Origin of the sequence: Alsobacter sp. KACC 23698, from assembly GCF_045348435.1 — a bacterium.
Taxonomy (GTDB): Bacteria; Pseudomonadota; Alphaproteobacteria; order Rhizobiales; family Beijerinckiaceae; genus Alsobacter.
This window is the reverse complement of record NZ_CP157484.1, coordinates 1,621,816-1,638,753: the sequence shown is the minus strand read 5'-3', so window position 1 is coordinate 1,638,753 and position 16,938 is coordinate 1,621,816. Positions and strand designations below refer to the sequence as shown.

Here is a 16,938-nt window from a genome sequence, read left to right as displayed (position 1 = left end):
TGGCCCAGACCAGGATGGTGGCCGCGAACGAGCCCAGGGCGGCGAGCTCGGCGATGTCGGCGATCAGCGTACGGACCATGATGTGCCTCCGTTCTCTCGATGACCGTAGCATGTTCCTGTTTTGTTCAATTTGCAACGGGGCTCTGCGACGATGGCGCCCTCAGGCGCAGCTCTCCTGCTTCGGTGGTTAATCGGGGCGCCCGGCAGAGTTAACGCCGGGCGGAGCGCCTCAGGCGAGTTCGACCACGACGCCGTCCCGGATGGTGACCCGCCGGTCCATCTGGGAGGCGAGGTCGAGGTTGTGGGTCGCCACGATGGCGGCGAGCCCCGTCTCCTTCACCAGCCGGGTGAGGATGTCGAACACATGCCGCGAGGTCTTCGGGTCGAGGTTGCCGGTCGGCTCGTCCGCCAGCAAAACGCGCGGCGCATTGGCGACGGCGCGGGCCAGCGCGACGCGCTGCTGCTCGCCGCCGGAAAGTTCGGCCGGGCGATGCTTCAGCCGCTCGCCCAGGCCCAGATAGGTGAGGAGCCCGGTCGCCCGCTCGGCCGCGTCCCGCCGGGCGAGCCCGCGGATGAGCTGCGGCAGCATGACGTTCTCCAGCGCGGTGAATTCCGGCAGGAGGTGGTGCGACTGGTAGACGAACCCAATGGCGTTGCGGCGCATCGCCGTGCGCTCGTCGTCGGCCAGCGACACGGTGCCGACCTTGTCGAGATAGACCTCGCCGGCGTCAGGCTTCTCCAGCAGTCCGGCGATCTGCAGCAACGTCGACTTGCCCGTCCCGGACGGCGCGATCAGGGCGACCGACTGCCCGGCCCAGACGGCGAGATCGGCCCCGCGCAGGATCTCCAGCGCGCCGGCGCCTTCCTTGAAGCGGCGCTGCACCTGGTAGAGATAGAGCGCCGGGTAGTCGTCCTTGGCCATCGCGGTCACTCGTACCGGAGCGCTTCGACCGGATCGAGCCGGGCGGCGCGCCACGAGGGATAGAGCGTCGCGATCAGCGACAGGACGAGGGCCAGCGTCACGATGGTGACGACCTCGTGCGGGTCGACCTCGGAGGGCAGCCGGCTGAGGAAGTAGAACTCGGCCGGAAACAGGTTGGTGTTGGTCATCCGCGACACGAAGGCCCGGATGGTCTCCACGTTCATGCTGACCAGCAGCCCCAGCAGGAAGCCCGCGAAGGTGCCCACCACCCCGATCGCCGCGCCCGTGATCAGGAAGATGCGCATGATCGCGCCGCGCGTCGCCCCCATGGTGCGCAGGATGGCGATGTCGGCGCTCTTGTCCTTCACCAGCATGATGAGGCCGGAGATGATGTTCAGCGCCGCCACCAGCACGATCAGCATCAGGATGAGGAACATGACGTTGCGCTCGACCTCGAGCACGCCGAAGAACGTCTTGTTGCGCTGGCGCCAGTCCGACAGGATCATCGGCCGGCTGATCGACTTCTCCAGCTCCGCCTTCACGGCGTCGATCTGGTCGGGGCGCGACAGGAAGACCTCGATGGCGGTGACGTCGTTGTCCCGGTTGAAATAGGCCTGGGCCTCCGTCAGAGGCATGTAGACGAAGCCGGCGTCGAACTCCGACATGCCGACCTCGAACACCGCCGCGACCGGATAGCTCTTGATGCGCGGGGCGACGCCGAACGGCGTCTCGGCGCCCTTGGGGGCGGTGAGCGTGATGGTGTCGCCCGGCCGGATGAAGAGCTGCTCGGCCAAGCGGCGGCCGATGGCGACGCCGCCGGACGTGTCGAAGCCCTCCAGCGTGCCCTGCCGGACGGTGCCGCCGATGGCCGGGATCTGGGTGATGTCCTGCCCGCGCACGCCGCGCACCAGCACGCCCGCGGCCGCGCTCGGGGACGAGGCCAGCGCCTGCCCCTCCACCATCGGGAACGCGAATTTGACGCCCCGGACGGCGTTGGCCTGGTCGGTGACCTCGGCGAAGTCCGTCATCGGCTTGTCGATGCCGGCGATGAAGACGTGGCCGTTGATGCCCACGATCTTGTTCAGCAGCTCGGAGCGGAAGCCGTTCATCACCGACAGCACGATGATGAGCGTCGCGACGCCCAGCATGATCCCGGCGAAGGAGAAGCCGGCGATCACCGAGATGAAGCCCTCGCGCCGGCGGGCCCGCAGATAGCGGCCCGCCACCATCCACTCGAAGCCCGCGAAGGGCCGCGTCCCGCGGGGGCCGGCTTTGGGTTCGACCGCGCCTGCCCTCATGCGCGCCTCAGGCTGTCAATCGCACGACGGCGTCCTCGACCGAGACGAGCGAGCGCTCGCCGGTCGCGCGCCGCTTCAGCTCGACCTTGCCCTCCGCCAGGCCCTTGGGCCCGACGAGCACCTGCCAGGGCGAGCCGATGATGTCGGCGGTGGCGAATTTCGCGCCCGGCCGTTCCTCGCGGTCGTCATAGAGCACGTCGACGCCGCGCGCCCCGAGCGCCCGGTAGAGCGTCTCGCAGGCGCCGTCCGTGCCGCTGTCGCCCACCTTGAGGTTCAGGAGCGAGACATTGAAGGGCGCGATCGCATCCGGCCACACGATGCCGGCCTCGTCATGCGACGCCTCGATCAGGGCGGCCGCCAGGCGAGACGGGCCGATGCCGTAGGATCCCATGTGGACGGGTCGCTCCTGCCCGTCCGGGCCGGCGACCACGGCGCGCATCGGCTCGGAGTATTTCGTGCCGAAATAGAAGATGTGGCCCACCTCGATGCCGCGGGCCGACACCTGCCGGTCCGCCGGGACGGCGGCGTAGGCGGCCGCGTCATGCATCTCGCTGGTGGCCGCGTAGGGCGCCGTGTAGGCGTCGAAGATCGCCTGCAGGCCGGCCGCATCCTCGAAATTCGTGTCGGCGGGCGGGATCGGCAGGTCCAGGATGGACTTGTCGCAATAGACCTCGCTCTCGCCCGTGGAGGCCAGGATGATGAACTCGTGGCTGAGGTCGCCGCCGATGGGGCCGGTGTCGGCGCGCATCGGGATGGCGGTGAGGCCGAGCCGGTCGAAGGTCCGCAGATAGGCGGCGAACATCCGGTTGTAGGAGTGGCGCGCGCCGGCCTGGTCGAGGTCGAACGAATAGGCGTCCTTCATCAGGAACTCGCGCGAGCGCATGACGCCGAAGCGCGGCCGCACCTCGTCGCGGAACTTCCACTGGAGATGATAAAGGTTCAGCGGCAGGTCCTTGTAGGACCGCACCGACCCCCGGAAGATCTCGGTGATCATCTCCTCGTTGGTCGGGCCGAACAGCATCTCCCGGTCGTGCCGATCCTTGATGCGCAGCATCTCCTTCCCATAGGCGTCGTAGCGGCTGGATTCGCGCCACAGGTCGGCCGACTGGATGGTCGGCATCAGGAGTTCGATCGCGCCCGCGCGATTCTGCTCCTCGCGCACGATGGCGCTGATCTTGTTGAGCACGCGCAGCCCCAGCGGCAGCCAGGCGTAAATGCCGGCGGCCTCCTGCCGGATCATGCCCGCGCGCAGCATCAGGCGATGCGAGACGATCTCCGCCTCGCGGGGGGCCTCGCGGAGGATGGGCAGGAAGTAGCGGGTGAGGCGCATGTCGGTCCAGGGCGGGCTAGAATGGATGATGCGAGACGGCGCGGCGGATCGCCGGCTTTTCGCTCCGCTCCATCAAAACCATCGTCAACCAAAAGACAAGCGATCCCGATCGGCGCCCTGCGGACCGAACCGGACCGACCTGGCCGGAGCCCCTGCATCTTTTCGCGTCGATCCATGCACAAAGAGATGACAGCGCGTTTTTGTTTCGCTATGAGTCTTCTACACAACAACAGGCCCACCCCGAACCAACGGGGAAAGGGTTCGTGGTCCAAGTCTTGGGAGGAAGACGGCCAAAAAGCTCGAGAAGGGCGACTGAACAGCACATTGCCCGGCGCCAGTAAGGCTGACGAGATGTTCTGTTCAAATAAGAAGACTAAAACAAAAGGCAAGACGAAAGTCTTGCCTTTTTCTTTTTGCGCAACTCTCAGTTGCAGGATGATCTTGCTGGCGAATTTTGCCGGCAGCGCCGCCGCACGGCCCATGTCTTCCCCTCAATCGGCAGCCGCGAGCGGCTGAGCGGCGGGCCGCCACAGCGTCCTCCTCCGGAGGGTCCGCGCCGCGCACGCCCGCATCATGAGGCGCCTGCGATTCAGGCGCCTCATGGACGCACAGGCAGCGAATCGCTCCGCGGGGCGGAGCGCCTCAATACTCGACGTAGACGATCATCACCCAGGCCAGCGCGAAAACCGGGATCGCCGCCAGCGTGGTCAGGACGACCTTGCGGCCCATGCGCGGCAGCATCGGCGCCCCGGGCTCGGTGCCGTCGGTGACCTCGCCGTCCTCGTGCTGGCTGCGGACGCCGAGCGGCAGGATCGCGAACAGCGTCAGCCACCAGATGATGAAGTACAGCGCCAGCGCGCCCGAAATGCTCATGGGACACTCTCGTCCGGGCGCGAGCCCGGCTCAGGCCTGCTCGAGTTCGACGAGCGTGCCGTTGAAGTCCTTGGGATGCAGGAACAGCACCGGCTTGCCATGCGCGCCGATGCGCGGCGAGCCGTCGCCCAGCACGCGCGCGCCCGTCGCCTTGAGACGGTCGCGGGCGGCCAGGATGTCGTCCACCTCGTAGCAGACATGGTGGATGCCGCCGTCGGCGTTCTTTTCGAGGAATTTGGCGATGGGCGAGTTCTCGCCCAGCGGCTGCAGGAACTCGATCTTCGTGTTGGGCAGGTTGACGAACACCACCGTCACGCCGTGTTCGGGCTGGTCCGTCGCCGCGGAGACGTCGGCGCCCAGCGTGTCGCGATAGAGGCGCGAGGCGGCCTCGATGTCGCGGACCGCGATGGCGACGTGGTTGAGCCGGCCGATCATGCGCTGTTCCCCTCTTCGCGGCGCTCGCCGCCTCAGACGTTGATCGGCCCCAGATGGGTGTGGAACGCCTTGATGCGACGGAACACCGGCGTGTCGTAGTTCGACGGCGTCGGCGCCTCGCCGGTGAGCCACGTCAGGATGTCGCGATCCGGGGCCTCGATGAGGTGCTCGTAGACGTCGAGCTCGGCGTCGGTCAATTGATCGATCTGCGCATCCGCGAACTGGCCCATGATGAGGTCCATCTCGCGCATGCCGCGATGCCAGGACCGGAACAGCACCTTGCGGCGGCGCGGGTCGAGGTCGGCGCTGGTGCGGGTGGTGCCGGTCATCGCAAGGCTCCGTGGTCGTTGCGGCTCTCTATAGCGGGGCGGCCAACGCCTGTCATCGCGCAGGACGCCGCGCCCTGCGGGACCGCGAGCCTCCGGCTCGCACCGGAACAAGCGGGGCGGCATGCGAGCCGGAGGCTCGCGGTCCATGGAGCCGCCCTACCCCGCCCAGGGCTCCAGGTCGCCTCGCGCCCAGCAGTCCTTGGTCTCGGCGGCGAAGTCGTCGTAGCGGCCCTCGGCGATCGCCTTGCGCATGCCTGCGGTGAGGTCCTGGTAGTAGGCGAGGTTCACCCAGGTGAGCAGCATCATGCCGAGGATCTCGCCGGCCTTCACCAAGTGGTGCAGATAGGCGCGGCTGTAGTCGCGGGCGGCCGGGCAGCTGGACTGCTCGTCGATCGGGCGCGGGTCGTCGGCGTGGCGGGCGTTGCGCAGGTTGATCTTTCCGAAACGCGAGAACACCTGGCCGTGCCGGCCGGCGCGGGTCGGCATCACGCAGTCGAACATGTCGACGCCGCGCCGCACCGCCTCGATCAGGTCGTCCGGCGTGCCGACGCCCATCAGGTAGCGCGGCTTCTCCTTCGACAGATGCGGCTCCACGGTCTCGATCATGGCCAGCATGACGTCCTGCGGCTCGCCCACCGCGAGGCCGCCGATGGAGTAGCCCTTGAAGTCCATGTCGGCGAGCGCGCGAGCGCTGCGGACGCGCAGATGGGGGACCGCGCCGCCCTGCACGATGCCGTAGAGCGCCCGGCCCGGCTGCTCGCCGAAGGCGACGCGCGAACGCTCCGCCCAGCGCAGGCTGAGCTCCATGGCCCGCTCGGCCTCCGCGTCCGAGCACGGCAGCTTCACGCATTCGTCGAGCTGCATCTGGATGTCGGAGCCGAGCAGTCCCTGGATCTCGATCGAGCGCTCGGGCGTGAGCACGTGCTTGGCGCCGTCCACGTGGGAGCGGAACGTGACGCCGTTTTCGTCGAGCTTGCGCAGCTGGGCCAGCGACATCACCTGGAAGCCGCCCGAGTCGGTGAGGATCGGGTACGGCCAGTTCATCATCTTGTGCAGCCCGCCGAGGCGGGCCACGCGCTCCGCGCCGGGGCGCAGCATCAGGTGATAGGTGTTGCCCAGCACGACATCCGCGCCCAGCGCCTTCACCTGCTCGGGATACATCGCCTTCACGGTGCCGGCCGTCCCCACCGGCATGAAGGCCGGCGTGCGGATGACGCCGCGCGGCATGCGGATCTCGCCCGTGCGGGCGGCGCCGTCCGTGGCCGACACCGTGAAGGTGAAGTCCTCGACAGGAGCGTCCACGGGGATCATGAGGCTTTCTCCGCGAAGCCGTCGGAGGAGGCTCGTCCCTCCCCGTCAGGAGAGTGAGGGAACAGCAGGCTGGCGTCGCCATAGCTATAAAAGCGGTAGCCCGTCGCGATGGCGTGCGCGTAGGCGGCCCGCATCGTCTCCAGGCCGCTGAAGGCGCTCACCAGCATGAACAGCGTGGAGCGCGGCAGGTGGAAATTGGTCATCAGCGCGTCCACGGCCCGGAACCTGTAGCCGGGGGTGATGAAGATCGAGGTCTGCCCCCGCCAGGGCGCGAAGCGGCCGTCCTCGGACGCGGCGCTCTCCAGCAGGCGCAGCGACGTGGTTCCCACGCTGACGATCCGCCCGCCCGCTTCGCGCGTGGCGTTCAGCTCGGCGGCGGCGGCGTCCGAGATCATGCCCCACTCGGCGTGCATCTTGTGCTCGGCCGTGTCGTCGGCCTTCACGGGCAGGAACGTGCCGGCTCCCACATGGAGGGTGAGCCGGGTCAGGCCGACGCCGCGCGCGGCGAGGCGCTGCGTGAGATCCGGCGTGAAATGCAGCCCGGCCGTGGGCGCCGCCACCGCGCCCTCATGCTCGGCGAACAGGGTCTGGTAGTCCTGCCGGTCGCGCTCGTCCTCGCCGCGCCTGGCCGCGATGTAGGGCGGCAGCGGAATATGCCCGACCCGCGCGACGGCCTCGTCCAGCGCCGGTCCGGAGAAGGCGAAGCGCAGCAGCGCCTCGCCGCCCTCCCCCTTCTCGACCACCTCGGCGTCCAGGCTGGCGAGGAGGCAGGCCATGCTCTCGCTCGCCTCGCCGAAGCGGATGCGCTCGCCGACCGCGAGGCGCTTGGCGGGCCGCACGAAGGCGCGCCAGAGGTCCGGCCCCTCGCGCAGGTGCAGCGTCGCCTGAATATGCGCGACGGCGTCGCCGCGGACCCGAACGCCGTCCAGCCGCGCCGGGATCACGCGGGTGTCGTTGACCACGAGCCGGTCCCCCGGCCGCAGCAGGTCCGGCAGGTCGCGGACGACGCGGTCCTCCAGCGCGCCGCCCGGCCGGACCACGAGCATCCGCGCCGCGTCGCGCGGCTGCGCGGGGCGCAGGGCGATGCGGTCCTCCGGGAGCTCGAAATCGAAGAGGTCGACTTTCATGGGGTCTCTTAGATGCAAGCAGCAGGTCTGTGTCGAGGGCCTTGCACACGTCAAGACGCGCCTCCATCATCCGTCATGGAGAATGGAAATGCCGACTCTCACGATCCCGCTTTCGCCTGAACTTGACCGTCGCATCAGAACGGCCGTGCGCGACGGTGGTTATGACTCCGAGGGCGAGGTGCTGGAAGAGGCTCTTCGGCTTTGGGAGGAACGGCAGCAAATCCTCGACAGCGAGGATCGCCGTCTCAAGCAGGCTTACGACGAGGGCTTGGCGAGTGGTCCTGGTCGAAAGATCGACCCGACTGCCTTGCTTGCGGAGTTCAAGGCCCGAGCCCGTTGAGGTGGGAGACGTCTATCTCACACCGCGCGCCGACAAGGATCTGTTCGATATCTGGGCTTCCATCGCCGCGGACAACGCTTCCGCGGCGGATCGGCTCATCCAAAACCTCTTGGGCAAGATGCAGCTTGCGGCCGAAAACCCGATGATGGGCTCGCCCAGGCCCGTCCTGAGTTCAACGGCCCGCATCCTGATCGAGGGACGCTACATCGCCATCTATGAGCCACGCGACGACGGGATCACCGTCGTCGCCGTCGTTCACGGAATGCGCGATCCGGAGCGCTGGCTGCGCTGACGGATGGTGGCGAATCAGGCCGCTTCGTCGGCCATTCGGGCGGTGACGATCTTGTCGGGATCCTTCACCGGCTCGCCGCGCTTGATCTTGTCGACGTTGTCCATGCCTTCCACGACCTTGCCCCAGACCGTGTATTGGCGGTCGAGGAAGCGGGCGTCGTCGAAGACGATGAAGAACTGGCTGTCGCCGGAGTTCGGATCCTGCGAGCGCGCCATGGAGCAGACGCCGCGCACATGCGGCTCGGCGTTGAACTCGGCCTTCAACTTCTTGCCGGATCCGCCCATGCCGGTGCCGGTGGGATCGCCGGTCTGGGCCATGAAGCCCTCGATGACGCGGTGGAACGGCACGCCGTCATAGAATTTCGACCGCGCCAGTTCGGCGATGCGGGCGACGTGGCCGGGGGCCAGATCGGGGCGCATCTCGATGACCACGCGGCCCTGGGTGGTCTCGAGGATGAGGGTGTTGGAGGGGTCGCTCGCCATGGATGTGGCTCCTTCCTTGATGGGTTCGGCTTGATGGGTTCGGCTGGGCGGGGGCGATGCTGTCGCCCCTTGTGGTGGGTCGTTACTTCGCGTCGGCCAGGAGGCGCAGGCTGACGATCTTGTCCGGGGCCTTCACCTGCCCGTTGGCGTTGGGGTCGCCCTTCTTCACCTTGTCGATCACGTCCATGCCGGACACCACCTCGCCGATGACCGTGTACTGGCCGTTCAGGAAGCTCGCGTCGTCGAAGCAGATGAAGAACTGGCTGTTGGCCGAGTTCGGCGAGTTGGCGCGCGCCATCCCGAGCGTGCCGCGCTTGAAGGGCTCGCGGGAGAACTCGGCCGGCAGGTTCGGCAGGTCCGAGCCGCCCGTGCCGGTGCCAGTCGGGTCGCCGGTCTGGGCCATGAAGCCCGGGATCACGCGATGGAAGACGATGCCGTCATAGAAGCCGCGCTTGGTCAGCGCCTTGATCTGCTCGACATGCTTGGGGGCGAGGTCGGGCCGCAGCCGGATCGTGACCTTGCCGTCCTTGGTGGTCATCACCAGCGTGTTTTGCGGGTCGGCGGCGGGTTGGCCTTGCGCCTGCGCGGGGGCGACCGCCACAAGGCTGGCCGCAAGGGCGAAGGCGGCGACGAACAGTCTGATCATGAAACCTCCCGATGAAGCAGGGAACCGATGGGCGACGGGCGGACCAGGCTCGATCCGGCCCATGCCGGGCGGCGACCCCGGGGCGTGCGTCGAACTCAAGCTTTGCCGGCGAACTTCGCTTTCAGCCGCGCCGCGACGCCTTCCGGGACGAAGCGCGAGACGTCTCCGCCCATCGCGGCGATCTGGCGGACGAGCGTGGCCGTGATGGGGCGCACCATGGGCGAAGCCGGCAGGAAGACGGTCTGGATGTCGGCGGCCATCGCCTCGTTCATCCCGGCCATCTGCATTTCGTAGTCGAGATCCGTGCCGTCCCGCAGGCCGCGGATCAGCATGGAGGCGCCGACCCGGCGGGCGGCCATGATCGCCAGGTCGCCGAAGGTCACGACGTTGAGGCGCGCGCCGGCCTCCCGGGCCACGTCGGCGCACTCGGCCTCGATGAGCGCCTTGCGCTCGTCGGCCGTGAACAGCGGCGCCTTGCCGGGATGGACGCCGATCGCGACCACGAGCTCGTCCGCCAGCCGGCAGGCGTTGCGGACGACGTCGATATGGCCGTTCGTGATCGGATCGAACGATCCGGCGTAGAAGGCGATGCGGGACGGCCGGGGCCGGACGGGAGCGGAAGACATGCGGCAAGCTCTATCGCGCGCGCCTTTCAGCGGCAAGCGCGGCGGGCGTCGAGCGCCGGAGCGGCCCGCCGCGCCCCGCGAAACCCGCTGGGAAACTTTTGCAAAATCGGTCCCGAGCGGTTGTTCAGGCCGCGCCGGGCCCCGATAGTGCCGGTATGAACGCCCTCTTCGCCGCGCACGCCACTCTCCTCTTCGCCGCCGCCGCCGCCCTGATCGGCATTCTGTCCAGCCTGGCCGCGTCCCGCTTCGGCGTGCCGATCCTGCTCGTGTTCCTCGCCGTCGGCATGCTGGCGGGCGACAGCGGACCGGGCGGGGTGGTGTTCAACGACTACGGCCTCACCTATCTGGTCGGCTCCGCCGCCATCGCGATCATCCTGTTCGACGGTGGGCTGCGCACCCGCGCGGCGACGATCCGCTCCGTCCTCGCCCCGGCCGGCGTGCTGGCCTCCGCGGGCGTGCTGATGACGGCGGCCATCACGGGCGGCGTCGCGCGGCTGGCGCTGGGGATCGACTGGGTCCCGGCCCTGCTGATCGGCGCCATCATGGCGTCAACCGACGCGGCGGTGGTGTTCTTCCTGTTGCGCACCGGCGGGTTGCAGCTGAAGCGGCGCGTCGGCGCGACCCTGGAGGTTGAGTCCGGCACCAACGACCCGTTCGCCGTGCTGCTCACCGTGATTCTGGTCGAGATCGCGCTGGGCGGTCCCGGCGCCGACGCCGCCCATATCGTGGTGGCGATCCTGCGGGAGGCGTCGCTCGGCGTCATCATCGGGGTGGCGGGCGGGCTCGGCCTCGTCTTCGTGCTCAACCGCCTGAGCCTTCCGGCGGGCCTGCATCCCGCCTTCGTGGTCACGGCGGCGCTGGTGGTGTTCTCGCTGACGCAGATCCTCGGCGCGAGCGGCTTCCTGGCCGCCTATGTGGCGGGCCTCGTCGTCGGCAACCGGCCGGTGCGCGCCTATGCGTCGATCGCCAGCTTCCACGACACGGCGACGTGGCTGTGCCAGATCGCGCTGTTCACCCTCTTGGGCCTGCTGGTCTCCCCGAAGCTGATCCTGCCGGTGCTCGGGCCGGCGCTCGCCATCGCGCTGGTGCTGATCGTCGTCGCCCGGCCCCTGGCCGTGTTCCTGTGCCTGACGCCGTTCCGGTTCTCGCGGCGCGAGATGGCCTTCGTGTCCTGGGTCGGGTTGCGCGGCGGCGTGTCCATCTTCCTCGCCACCATCCCGACGCTGGCCGGGCTGCCGGGATCGGAAATCTATTTCAACGTCGCCTTCGTGGTCGTCGTGGTCTCGCTCATCGTGCAGGGCTGGACGATCGGCTACGCCGGGCGACGGCTCGGCGTGGCGCTGCGCGATCCCGCGCCCGAGGTCCAGCGCATCGACATCGACCTGCCGGGCCAGCTCGACGCCGAGTTGGTGGGCTATCCGTTGCTCGAGCAGAGCCCGGCGAGCCGGCACAGGGCCATGCCGCCCTGGGTGAAGCCGGTGCTCGTGGTGCGCGATGGGCGCATCCTGGAGCCGGGCGAAGCCGGCCCGCTGCTGCCGCGCGACTATGGCTACTTCCTGGCCCCGACATCGCGGCTGGCCCGCCTCGACCGGTTCTTCGCCGTGGACGGCGCCGCGCCGGAGACCGAGGCGATGGCGGAGTTTCCCTTCGACGGCAGCCTCAGCGTGGGCGCGGTGGCGGATCTCTACGGCCTCGACGTGGGTTCCGACGAGCGCGCCATGTCGATCGCGGAGCTCTTCGCGCAGCGCCTCGACGACGCGCCGCAGGAGAACGACCGGGTCGACCTCGGCGCCGCCAGCCTCATCGCCCACAACGTCGTCGACGAGAAGGTCCGGCTGGCGGGCCTGATCCTCGAGGCCGGCCCGGAGGACGAGGAAGCCGCCGCGAAGGCCGAACCGTGGTGGAGCCGCCTCTTCGCCCGGATCGGTTGACGTTGCGTAAAGCTTCCGCTGGATGAGCGGGCGGACCGGAGAATCGGAGCGGGGGCGGCCATGGAGTTCGTTCTTCTCATCCTGCTGGCGCTGGCGATCCCGGCGCTCGGCGTCATCGGCTTCTTCCGGACGCTCACCCTGGCGCGCCGGATCGAGACGCTGGAACGCGGGCTGGCGGCGCTCGAGGCCCGCTCGACCCTGGCTGCGCCCGAGGCGCCCGCCATCCTCCCGTCGCAGCCGCCCGCCGCGGAGCCCGAAGCAGCGGCGCCCGCCGCTGAGCCCGAAGCCGCGCCGGCCGCGGAGCCGAAGGGCGAAGCCGCGCCGGTGCCCCGCCTCGACGCCCCGCAGCCCGAAGGCTTCGACGTCGCGCCGCCGGAGCCGGTCCGCGCGGCGCCCCAGCGGCCCCGTTCGCTGGAGGAGACGATCGGCGCACGCTGGGCGGTCTGGCTGGGCGGCCTGGCGCTGGCGCTGGGCGGGCTGTTCCTGGTCCGCTACACCATCGAGCAGGGCCTCATCGGCCCGGGCGCCCGCATCGTCCTCGGAACGCTGTTCGCGCTCGCCCTCGTCGGCGCCGGCGAGCGGATGCGCCGCTCGGAGCGCGCGGCGGGCGACGCGATCGTCTCCATTCCGGTCGCCCATGTGCCGAGCATCCTCACCGCCGCCGGCATCGTGACCGCCTTCGGCGTCGCCTACGCGGCGCACGCCCTTTACGGCTTCGTCGGCCAGACGGTCGGCTTCATCCTGATGGCGGCGATCGCGCTGGCCGCGCTCGCCGCGGCCGCCCTGCACGGCCCGGCGCTCGCCAGCCTGGGGCTGGTCGGCGCCTTCGTGGTCCCGCTGCTGGTGTCGAGCCAGGAGCCGCGGGTCTGGCCGGTGGTGTTCTACCTGGTCGTCGTCGCGGCGGCGGGCTACGCCCAGGCTCGCCTGCGGCGCTGGCTCTGGCTCGCGCGGGCCTCCGCGCTCGGGGCCGGGACATGGGGCGTCGCCTTCATCGGGATCGGCGATCCCTGGCTGGCCTGCGCGACGCATCTCGTGGTCCAGACGGCGCTGGCCGCCTTCTTCCTGGCGCTGGAGCCCTATCGGGGCCAGCCCGACGCGCAGGGCGCGCCCGACCTCTTCGCGCTCGCCGTCCTTGCCGCCTTCGCGGCCCTGGCCGGCCTCGCCCTGCAGGAGCCGGGCCTGGGCGCGGTCCGCCCGGCGCTGGGCGGCCTCGCCTTCGCGGTCCAGCTGGCGACGGCGCTGGCGATCGCGCCCGCCTCCGGGGCGGCGATCCTGGCCGCCGCGGTCGCCTGCGCGACGCTGTGGGGCTGGCCGGTCCTCGCCGAATCCGCCGCCGAGAGCCCCACGGTGCTGCCCGGCGGGCCCTCGCGGCCGCCGATGCCGGACGCGCTCTGGCTCTTCCTGACGATGGGGGCCGTCGCCGGCTCCGCCCTTGGCGCGCTGGGCTGGACGCGGCTGATGCGCAGCCCCTCCTTGCCCGCCCTCGCCTCCGGCCTCATCGCGGCGGCGGCGACCGCGGGCCCGCTGGCCCTGCTGGTCGTGGCGTGGCGGCGCGTGTCGGGCTTCGACGCCTCGATCCCCTTCGCGCTCGTGGCGGGGCTCCTGGCCGTCGGCGCCGTGACGGCCGCCAAACTCCTCCAGGACCATGCGCCAGAGGGAGGTGCGGCGGCCCGCGTCGGCCTGGAGGCGTTCGCGGCCGGCGCGATCGCGGCGCTCGCCATCGGCCTGACGATGATCCTCGACAAGGGCGCGCTCACCGTGGCGCTCGCGCTCGCGGCCCTCGGCGCCGCCTGGGTCACGACCCGCGAGCCCGTGGGATCCTTGCGCTACGCCGTGGCCGCGCTGGGCGCGATCGTCGCCGGACGCCTCGCCTGGAACACCATGCTGGTGGCCGGGGACGTCGGTTCGGTTCCGGTCTTCAACTGGCTGCTCTGGGCCTATGGCGTTCCCGCCCTCGCCTTCGGGTTCGCCGCGCGGCTGCTGCGGCGCCAGAAGGACGACCAGGTCGTCGCCCTCTGCGAGGCGCTGACCCTCGCCCTGAGCGGCCTGCTGGTGTTCCTGGAAATCCGGCACGCCCTCACCGGGAACCTCAGCTCGCCCCGGACAGACCATCTCGAAGTCGGGCTGCAGGTCTTCGCGGCGCTGCTCTTTGCGATCGTGCTGGTCAGCCTCGACGCGTTCCGCCGCAGCGCGGTGCTGCGGGTGGGGAGCTACGTCTTCGGCGGAGCGGCGCTCGCGGGCGGCCTCGTCGGACTGCTGATCCTGGAGAACCCCGCCCTGGGCGGCGGCAAGGTGATCGGCGGCGCCGTGTTCAACTCCATCCTGGTCGCCTACCTGCTGCCCTCGCTGGCCGCGTTCGCCCTGGCGCGCCGGGCGCGGGGCCGCCGGCCCTGGTGGTTCGAAGCCTGCGCGTCGGCGCTGGCCTTCGGGCTGCAGTTCCTGTGGCTCGTGCTGGAGGTGCGCACGCTGTTCCAGGGCGCCGACATCGGCGTCCTGCGCGGCGCCAGCCCGGGCGAGCTCTACGCCTATTCGGCCGCGTTCCTGGCCGTGGGCCTCGGGCTGCTGGCCTATGGCGTGTTGCGCCGCTCCACCACGGCGCGGCTGGCGTCGGCCGCCTACATTCTCCTGGCCGCCGTCAAGGCGTTCCTGATCGACATGAGCGGGCTTGAGGGCCCGCTGCGCGCGCTCTCGTTCATCGGGCTCGGGCTGGCGCTGGTCGGGATCGGCCTCGTCTACCAGCGATGGGTGTTCGGGCGGGCCGATCACGCCGACCGCGACGCCGGCCCGGCGCCGGCGTCATGAGACGGCTCAGATCCCCAGGATGCGCTCGGCGCTGACATAGGGCAGCCCAAGCGCCTCCGCCACGGGCTGGCAGGCGATCTGGCCCTCATGCACGTTCAGCCCCTCGCGCAGATGCGGATCGTCCGTGAGCGCCTGGCGCCAGCCCTTGTCGGCCAGCGCGAGCAGGAACGGCAAGGTGACGTTGTTGAGCGCGAAGGTGGAGGTGCGCGCCACCGCGCCCGGCATGTTGGCCACGCAGTAATGGACCACGCCGTCCACCACATAGGTCGGGTCGTCATGCGTGGTGGCGTGCGAGGTCTCGCAGCAGCCGCCCTGGTCGATGGCGACGTCCACGATCACGGCGCCGGGCTTCATCGTCTTCAGCATGTCGCGGGTGACGAGCTTGGGCGCCGCCGCGCCCGGCACCAGCACGCAGCCGATGACGAGGTCGGCGCGCTTGACGAGTTCGCGCACGGCGTCGCGGGTGGAGAACACGGTGCGCAGTCCCGTGCCGAACTGGCTGGCGAGGCGCCGCAGCGCGTCGGCCGAGCGGTCCACCACCGTGACGTTGGCCCCCATGCCGAGCGCGATGGTGGCCGCGTGCGTGCCGGAGACGCCGCCGCCGAGCACCAGGACGTCGGCCGCCGGGACGCCCGGGACGCCGCCCAGCAGCACGCCGCGGCCGCCCGCCGCCTTCTCCAGGCAGTGCGCCCCCACCTGCGGGGCGAGCCGGCCGGCGACCTCCGACATCGGCGTCAGCAGCGGCAGTCCGCCGCTGGGCGAGGTCACGGTCTCGTAGGCGATGCAGGTCGCCCCGGAGGCGACGAGGTCGCGGGTCTGCTCCAGGTCCGGCGCGAGGTGGAGATAGGTGAACAGCGTCTGCCCGCGCCGCAGCCGCGCACGCTCGTCCGGCTGGGGCTCCTTCACCTTGACGACGAGGTCAGCGCCCGACCAGACCGCGTCCGCGTCGGCGACGATCTCGGCGCCCGCGGCGGCGTAGTCCTGGTCCGGGATGCCGGAGCCGACGCCCGCGCCGGTCTCCACCAGCACCGTATGGCCGTGATGGACCAGCTCCGCCGCCGAGGACGGGGTCAGCCCGACACGGTATTCGTGGTTCTTGATCTCCTGCGGAACACCCACGCGCATGGTCGCCTCCCTGGCGGAAAATACACGGAAAGCTTACGCCCCGGCCCAGGCGCAACCGACGAAACAGGCCTTCGCAGGACCCGCTTCTCAGCATAGAATTGCGCCCCGGCGCTGAGGGGGCGCAAAACATGCGAATGCCTGATCTGGATGCGCGGGATCGTGCGATCCTGAAGCTGCTGCAGCAGGACGGCAGGATCACCAACGCGGATCTCGCCGACCGGGTGCATCTCAGTCCGTCCGCCTGCCTGCGCCGGGTCAAGATCCTCGAGGACTCAGGCCTCGTGAAGGGCACCGTGATGCTGCTGGACGAGGCGGCGGCGGGCCTGCCCGGAACCGCCTTCGTCTTCGTCACCCTGGACCAGCAGGGGCGCCAGAGCCTCGACGCCTTCGAGGCCGCGGTGGCGCGCCACGCCGAGATCCTCGAATGCTACCTGCTGGCCGGCACGGCCGACTACCTGATCCGGGTGGTCTTCGCCGACACGGCCGACTTCGAGCGCATCCACCGCAGCGTGCTCACGACGCTGCCCGGCGTGGTGCGGGTGCAGTCCACCCTGGCGCTCAGGACCGTGAAGCGCACGACGGCGCTGCCGGTGTGAGCGTGCTGGGTCGGACGATGCTTCCCCGGCGGCGCGACGGCCTCCCGTGAGGCGCCCGCTTGCAACCTCGCGCGGGGCGGTCGATATACGGCGGCGCAAACGCACGGAGTTGCCTCGTGACCGACGCCCAGCCGACCGCAGCCGCCGCCGACATCGCCGCCATGCCGTTCGAGACCGCGCTCGCCGAACTCGAGACGATCGTCGGCCGCCTCGAGCAGGGCAACGTGCCGCTGGAGGACTCGATCGCCATCTATGAGCGGGGCGAGGCGCTGAAGAAGCATTGCGAGGCGCTGCTGCGCAAGGCCGAGGCGCGGGTGGAGAAGATCACGCTCGGCGCCGACGGCCGCGCCCGCGGAACCGAGCCGCTGGACGTGGACCGCTGACGGCGCGGCTTCATTTCGCCCCTGCGACTCTGGATCGATTGTGAGCCACGGCGGTTTTCGTTTAATGAGTGATCAGATCAACGGGGATTG

At 70.1% G+C, this 16,938-nt stretch carries 18 protein-coding genes; 6 read left to right on the top strand and 12 right to left on the bottom strand.

Annotation, left to right across the window (positions count from 1 at the left end):
• Nucleotides 1-229 precede the first annotated feature (229 nt).
• From ABEG18_RS07585 to queA, 8 genes are all read right to left on the bottom strand, one after another.
• Nucleotides 230-922 carry an ABC transporter ATP-binding protein gene (locus tag ABEG18_RS07585; RefSeq protein WP_406857470.1) on the bottom strand — a complete coding sequence of 231 codons (693 nt, stop codon included), beginning with the start codon at nt 920-922 and terminating at the stop codon, nt 230-232.
• Nucleotides 923-927: 5 nt separating this feature from the next.
• Nucleotides 928-2,220: a lipoprotein-releasing ABC transporter permease subunit gene (locus ABEG18_RS07580; RefSeq protein ID WP_406857469.1), complete on the bottom strand. Its 1,293-nt coding sequence runs from the start codon at nt 2,218-2,220 to the stop codon at nt 928-930.
• A gap of 7 nt (nt 2,221-2,227) precedes the next feature.
• The gene (gene proS / locus ABEG18_RS07575) at nt 2,228-3,550 is read right to left on the bottom strand and encodes a proline--tRNA ligase (RefSeq protein ID WP_406857468.1); all 1,323 of its coding nucleotides are present in this window, start codon (nt 3,548-3,550) and stop codon (nt 2,228-2,230) included.
• A gap of 642 nt (nt 3,551-4,192) precedes the next feature.
• Nucleotides 4,193-4,423 carry a DUF1467 family protein gene (locus ABEG18_RS07570; RefSeq protein WP_406857467.1) on the bottom strand — a complete coding sequence of 77 codons (231 nt, stop codon included), beginning with the start codon at nt 4,421-4,423 and terminating at the stop codon, nt 4,193-4,195.
• A 30-nt stretch (nt 4,424-4,453) separates the two neighbouring features.
• Entirely contained in the window at nt 4,454-4,858 is a 405-nt protein-coding gene (mce, locus tag ABEG18_RS07565; protein WP_406857466.1) for a methylmalonyl-CoA epimerase, read from the bottom strand.
• A gap of 32 nt (nt 4,859-4,890) precedes the next feature.
• Nucleotides 4,891-5,187 (bottom strand): succinate dehydrogenase assembly factor 2, encoded by a 297-nt coding sequence (locus ABEG18_RS07560; protein WP_406857465.1) that lies wholly within the window; start codon nt 5,185-5,187, stop codon nt 4,891-4,893.
• 156 nt (nt 5,188-5,343) lie between these two features.
• Nucleotides 5,344-6,498: a tRNA guanosine(34) transglycosylase Tgt gene (gene tgt, locus ABEG18_RS07555; RefSeq protein ID WP_406857464.1), complete on the bottom strand. Its 1,155-nt coding sequence runs from the start codon at nt 6,496-6,498 to the stop codon at nt 5,344-5,346.
• The gene (gene queA, locus ABEG18_RS07550; RefSeq protein ID WP_406857463.1) at nt 6,495-7,625 is read right to left on the bottom strand and encodes a tRNA preQ1(34) S-adenosylmethionine ribosyltransferase-isomerase QueA; all 1,131 of its coding nucleotides are present in this window, start codon (nt 7,623-7,625) and stop codon (nt 6,495-6,497) included. Before queA ends, tgt begins: the two co-directional genes overlap by 4 nt.
• Nucleotides 7,626-7,713: 88 nt before the next feature.
• Between queA and ABEG18_RS07545 the strand changes: the two genes are divergently transcribed.
• Nucleotides 7,714-7,965, top strand: coding sequence for a type II toxin-antitoxin system ParD family antitoxin (locus ABEG18_RS07545; protein ID WP_406857462.1), 252 nt, complete (start codon nt 7,714-7,716; stop codon nt 7,963-7,965).
• Nucleotide 7,966: 1 nt separating this feature from the next.
• Nucleotides 7,967-8,257 (top strand): type II toxin-antitoxin system RelE/ParE family toxin, encoded by a 291-nt coding sequence (locus tag ABEG18_RS07540; RefSeq protein WP_406857461.1) that lies wholly within the window; start codon nt 7,967-7,969, stop codon nt 8,255-8,257.
• 14 nt (nt 8,258-8,271) lie between these two features.
• Here ABEG18_RS07540 and ABEG18_RS07535 read toward each other — a convergent pair whose 3' ends face one another.
• The 3 genes from ABEG18_RS07535 to coaD form a co-directional block, all read right to left on the bottom strand.
• Entirely contained in the window at nt 8,272-8,739 is a 468-nt protein-coding gene (locus ABEG18_RS07535; RefSeq protein WP_406857460.1) for a peptidylprolyl isomerase, read from the bottom strand.
• Between the two features lie 82 nt (nt 8,740-8,821).
• Entirely contained in the window at nt 8,822-9,385 is a 564-nt protein-coding gene (locus tag ABEG18_RS07530; protein WP_406857459.1) for a peptidylprolyl isomerase, read from the bottom strand.
• Between the two features lie 95 nt (nt 9,386-9,480).
• Complete coding sequence (gene coaD, locus ABEG18_RS07525; RefSeq protein WP_406857458.1) at nt 9,481-10,011, bottom strand: pantetheine-phosphate adenylyltransferase; 531 nt, start codon at nt 10,009-10,011, stop codon at nt 9,481-9,483.
• A gap of 155 nt (nt 10,012-10,166) precedes the next feature.
• On the opposite strand from coaD, the gene ABEG18_RS07520 reads away from it, so the two are divergent.
• Nucleotides 10,167-11,942, top strand: coding sequence for a potassium/proton antiporter (locus ABEG18_RS07520; protein ID WP_406857457.1), 1,776 nt, complete (start codon nt 10,167-10,169; stop codon nt 11,940-11,942).
• Between the two features lie 60 nt (nt 11,943-12,002).
• A complete protein-coding gene (locus ABEG18_RS07515) occupies nt 12,003-14,744 on the top strand; it encodes a DUF2339 domain-containing protein (RefSeq protein WP_406857456.1) in 2,742 nt (913 codons plus the stop codon).
• A 6-nt stretch (nt 14,745-14,750) separates the two neighbouring features.
• On the opposite strand, the gene ald is transcribed toward ABEG18_RS07515, so the two are convergent.
• Nucleotides 14,751-15,869 (bottom strand): alanine dehydrogenase, encoded by a 1,119-nt coding sequence (ald, locus tag ABEG18_RS07510; RefSeq protein WP_406857455.1) that lies wholly within the window; start codon nt 15,867-15,869, stop codon nt 14,751-14,753.
• A 134-nt stretch (nt 15,870-16,003) separates the two neighbouring features.
• On the opposite strand from ald, the gene ABEG18_RS07505 reads away from it, so the two are divergent.
• Together ABEG18_RS07505 and ABEG18_RS07500 are read left to right on the top strand one after the other, a co-directional pair.
• On the top strand, nt 16,004-16,465 hold the full coding sequence (locus tag ABEG18_RS07505; protein WP_406857454.1) for an Lrp/AsnC family transcriptional regulator: 462 nt from the start codon (nt 16,004-16,006) through the stop codon (nt 16,463-16,465).
• Between the two features lie 161 nt (nt 16,466-16,626).
• A complete protein-coding gene (locus ABEG18_RS07500; RefSeq protein WP_406858557.1) occupies nt 16,627-16,848 on the top strand; it encodes an exodeoxyribonuclease VII small subunit in 222 nt (73 codons plus the stop codon).
• Nucleotides 16,849-16,938: the final 90 nt, after the last annotated feature.